Source organism: Streptomyces sp. NPDC002742 (assembly GCF_042888885.1).
Classification (GTDB): Bacteria; Actinomycetota; Actinomycetes; order Streptomycetales; family Streptomycetaceae; genus Streptomyces.
The window spans coordinates 1-1,238 of the sequence record NZ_JBIAQF010000081.1; the positions used below are offsets into that span (position 1 = coordinate 1).

The following is a 1,238-nucleotide window of genomic DNA, read 5'->3' on the forward strand; positions in this document are numbered from 1 at the left end:
GACCTGGGTGACAAGGTCGCCGCCCGGCACATCGCGCAGCGCGCGGGCGCGCCGCTCGTCGCGGGCACCCCGGACCCGGTCTCGGGTGCGGACGAGGTCGTCGCGTTCGCCGAGCAGCACGGTCTGCCGATCGCGATCAAGGCCGCCTTCGGTGGCGGCGGGCGTGGTCTGAAGGTCGCCCGGACGCTGGAGGAGGTGCCGGAGCTGTACGAGTCGGCGGTGCGTGAGGCGGTCGCGGCCTTCGGGCGCGGTGAGTGCTTCGTGGAGCGCTACCTCGACAAGCCCCGGCACGTGGAGACGCAGTGCCTGGCCGACTCCCACGGCAATGTGGTCGTGGTCTCCACGCGTGACTGCTCGCTGCAGCGCCGCCACCAGAAGCTGGTCGAGGAGGCCCCCGCGCCGTTCCTCTCCCAGGCGCAGGTGCAGGAGCTGTACGCGTCGTCCAAGGCGATCCTGAAGGAGGCCGGCTACGTCGGCGCCGGGACCGTGGAGTTCCTGGTCGGCACGGACGGCACGATCTCCTTCCTGGAGGTCAACACCCGTCTGCAGGTCGAGCACCCGGTCACCGAGGAGGTCGCCGGCATCGACCTGGTCCGCGAGATGTTCCGCATCGCCGACGGTGAGGAACTGGGCTACGGCGATCCCGAACTGCGCGGCCACTCCATCGAGTTCCGCATCAACGGCGAGGACCCCGGCCGCGGCTTCCTGCCCGCCCCCGGCACCGTCACCGTCTTCGCACCGCCCTCGGGCCCCGGCATCCGCCTCGACGCGGGCGTCGAGTCCGGCTCCGTGATCGGCCCGGCCTGGGACTCCCTGCTCGCCAAGCTGATCGTCACCGGCGCGACCCGCGAGCAGGCCCTGCAGCGGGCCGCCCGCGCGCTGGCCGAGTTCCAGGTGGAGGGCATGGCCACCGCGATCCCCTTCCACCACGCGGTGGTCACCGATCCGGCGTTCGCCCCCGAGCTGACCGGCTCCACCGACCCGTTCACGGTCCACACCCGCTGGATCGAGACCGAGTTCGTCAACGAGATCAAGCCGTTCACCGCCCCGGCCGACGCCGAGACCGACGACGAGCCCGGCCGCGAGACGGTCGTCGTCGAGGTCGGCGGCAAGCGCCTGGAGGTCTCGCTGCCCGTCTCGCTGGGCATGTCGCTGGCCCGCACCGGCCTGGCCGCCGGCGCCAAGCCCAAACGCCGCGCCGCCAAGAAGTCCGGCCCCGCCGCCTCCGGCGACACCCT

The 1,238-nt window shown here is 72.7% G+C and carries 1 protein-coding gene; it reads left to right on the forward strand.

What is annotated here, in order from left to right; genetic code table 11:
* The coding region (locus tag ACFYW8_RS44570) for an ATP-grasp domain-containing protein (protein ID WP_389093931.1) at positions 1-1,238 on the forward strand (1,238 nt) is incomplete at both ends.